Annotated in this window: 2 protein-coding genes; both read left to right on the top strand. The window is 73.3% G+C overall.

Features of this window, described 5'->3' with window-relative positions; all coding sequences use genetic code 11:
- Nucleotides 1-200 precede the first annotated feature (200 nt).
- On the top strand, nucleotides 201-3,167 hold the full coding sequence (locus CCS01_RS16030) for a CHAT domain-containing protein (RefSeq protein ID WP_104519795.1): 2,967 nt from the start codon (nucleotides 201-203) through the stop codon (nucleotides 3,165-3,167).
- Between the two features lies 1 nt (nucleotide 3,168).
- Nucleotides 3,169-3,394: hypothetical protein (locus CCS01_RS16025; protein WP_146101796.1), on the top strand; the 226-nt coding region annotated here is incomplete at its 3' end.

Raw genomic sequence — 3,394 nt, 5'->3', positions numbered from 1 at the left:
TCAGGTCGTTACGGGTAATCTTGAGCAACGCCGTCGCCTCCCTTGCGAATCGACAGTTTCGCCTATCGACTCACAACCGGCGGCGTTTGAGAATCCCCAACGAGTCAAAAATTCGGGCGGTTGGTATAACTCGTTCCTCTCGCCGTCCCGGCCGCGGACTTTTCGCCCTGGCGGCAGCGCTTGGCCTGGCGTCCTGCGCGGTGCCGCCGCCCGGGGCCTATGTCGGCGGCACGCACGGCAGCCAGGCGCTTGACCTGGGCAGCAACGCCGCGCACGAGTCCTGCTCGGTGCAGCGCGGCGGCACCGACGCGCCGATATACTGCGGCACCTATCTCGAGCCCGCCGGGCGGGTGGTGATGCCGGACAGCGCCACCGACCCGGCGTCGTTCCTGGCCGACAGCGGCTGGCGGACGGTGTTCGACGGGCGGTTCCAGTGCGGCATGCCGGCGCGCACGACGCTGCTGGGCAGCCCGGCGGCCACGCTGTCCTGTACCCGCCGGCAGGGCGGCTGGCCGCAAGCGGTGCTCGCCGCGCGCGTCGGCGGCACGCTGTATGTGGCCGACGGGGTCAAGCCGGTGGAGTCGATCCTGCCGCAGGCCATCGGCGTGCTGTCCGGCCGCATGCCGGCCGTCCCGGCCAAGGCGGCGGGCGACACCGGCCTGGCGACCGAGCGCGCGGCGGCGCAGGCGCTCGACATCCAGGGCGCGGGCGCGATTGCCCAGGTCGAGCAGCAGTTGGCGCGCGGCGCGCAGGAAAACCGCCGCGGCAACCATGCTGCCGCCGAGATCGCCTACCGCACCGCGATCTCGATCCAGGAGCGCATCGTCGGCCCGGACAATCCCGCGCTGGCCTTGCAGCTGGCCCGCGAGGCCCTGCAGATCTCCAACGAGGGCCGCTACGCCGAGGCCGATCGGCTTTTTGTGCGGGCGGAGCAGCTGGCGGCGCGGCCGGACCAGATCGATCCGGCGGCGCGGCCGCTGATCGAGCACCTGATGGCGCTGAACGCCGTCAACCGCAACAAGCCGGCCGAGGCGCTGGCGCTGCTCGACAAGGCCGAGCGCGGCTTCGTCGCCATCGTCCCGCCCGACGCCCTGGTGCCGCGCAGCCGCTCGACCGGGGCGCGCAGCGCGGTGGAGCGGATGGCGCAGGCGGCGGCGGACTCGTCGCTGGTGGCGGACCAGGAGAGCAGCGACGCGCTGAACGGGCTGATCGAAACCCGCCGCTACCGGGCGATCGCGCTGAGCGCCCTGGGCCGCACGCGAGAGGCCGCGGCGGCGCTGGCCGCGGCGCGCGACCTGTATGCCGGCCGCGACCCGCGGCTGATGGCGCGCTATTACCGCACCGTCGGCATGACCGCGGAAGACGCCGGGCGGTCGCTGTCGGAGCTTGGCCTGGCGGTGGACACCTTCGCCCGGGCGCAGCCGGCCAGCATGCCGCTGGCGGAAACCCAGCTGCTGCAGGCCGCGCGCTACGGCGGCAAGGGCGACTACGCCGATGCGCTGCCCGCCTGCCGCGACGCCAGCCGGATCCTGCAGACGCTCAAGGCCGGCGTGGAGCCGGACCTGCTGATGCCGTGCCTGCATGCGCTGTCGCAGGAGGTGGCGACAGGTGGCCAGACGGTGCTGGCCGAGATGTTCGCGCTGTCGCAACTGGCGCAGGGCAGCATCACCAGCCGGCAGATCGCGCTGGCCGCCCGGCTGACGGAAGGCGCACGCGATCCGAAGGTGGCGGAGGCGATCCGGCAGTACGACGCCGCGACCGACCGCCTGGATGCGCTGTATCGCCAGCGCGCCGACATGGCGGCGGGCAAGGTGAATGCCGCCGCGGTGGCGGCGCTGAACCAGGAGATCAGCAAGGCGCAGGACGCCCAGCGTGACGCCGGCCAGGCGCGGCAGGCGGCGGCGCCCGGCTTTGCCGCGCTGGTGCAGGACTCGGTGTCCGCCGCCGACGTGCAAAAGCTGCTGCAGCCGGACGAGGCGGTGGCGGTGGTCGTCATGGGCGACGACGAGGGCTGGACGCTGCTGCTGCGCCGGAATTCGATCAGCGCCGTCCGGATTGCCGGCGGGGCAGGGCGGATCGACAAGCTGGTCAGGCGCTTCCGCGCCAGCATGGAGCTGTCGCCCGACAACCATCCGGCGCCGTTCGACGCCGATGCCGCCTACAAGCTGTATGCCGCGGTGCTGCAGCCGGTCACCGCCGGGCTGGCCGGCGTCTCCACCCTGACCGTGGCGCCGTCCGGCAGCCTGCTGTCGGTGCCGTTCGGCGCGCTGCTGACCGCGCCGGCGCGGGCCGGGCAGGCACTGAACCAGGCGCCGTTCCTGATCCGCGGCATGACGGTTTCGCACGTGCCCTCGGCGGCCAGCTTCGTCAACCTGCGCCGCGACGCCAGGACCATCCGCGCCCCCCGGCCGTGGTTCGGCATGGGCGACTTCCGGCCGCCCACGGCGCGCCAGGCGATGGCGACGTTCCCGGCCGGGACCTGCGGCGCCAGCGCCCGTGAACTGGCCAGCCTGCCGCCGCTGCCCGGCGCGCGGCGGGAGCTGGAGGTGGCCCGCCAGCTGCTGGGCGCCAGCGCCAGCGACGAGCTGCTCGGCCCGGCCTTCACCGCCAAGCCGGTGTTGGCGAAGAACCTGACCGACTACCGGATCGTGCATTTCGCCACGCACGCGATCCTGCCGGGCGAGCTGCGCTGCCAGACCGAGCCGGCGGTGCTGACCTCGACCGCGCCGGATGCGCCCGATGCCAGCGGCGCGATGCTGACGGCGTCGCAGATCGAGCTGCTGCACCTGGACGCCGACCTGGTGATCCTGGCGGCATGCAACACCGGCGGCGAGAACGGCGACGGCGCGGGCGAAAGCCTGTCGGGCCTGGCGCGCGCCTTCTTCTTCGCCGGCGCCCGGTCGCTGCTGGTCACCCACTGGGAGGCCAACGACATGACCACGACCTACCTGACCGCGCTGTTCCTGCAGGCCTTGCGGGCGCATCCCGAAGCCGGGCCGGCGGCGGCGCTGGCGGTGGCGCAGCGGCGGATGCTGGATGAGGCGACGGGCGGCAAGGCGGCCCTGGCGCATCCCTACTACTGGGCGGTCGAGGCGCTGATCGGCGGACGCGGCGCGGCCGGCGGCGCCAGGATGGCCGATCGCGGCAATACCCGGACGGGAGGTTGAGATGAAGGTCCTGTTTGCAATCCCCCTGCTCGGAGTCCTGGCTGCCGGCGGCGCGCAGGCCGCCGGGCCGGCCGATTGCAGCCTGTCGGTGGAGGGCACCAGCCCCGACGCGATGGTCGCGGCGCTGATGCCCAAGTCACAGGCGCAGATCGACGCCTGCGCGGCACGCGGCATCCGGTTCGCGCGCATGCCCCAAGGGGAGAAGGTGGGGGAGAAGGTGGGGGAGA

Origin of the sequence: Rhodopila globiformis (assembly GCF_002937115.1) — a bacterium.
GTDB classification, from domain to species: Bacteria; Pseudomonadota; Alphaproteobacteria; order Acetobacterales; family Acetobacteraceae; genus Rhodopila; species Rhodopila globiformis.
Note: the sequence above shows the minus strand (reverse complement) of the source record. Positions and strands in the feature narration are given on the sequence as shown.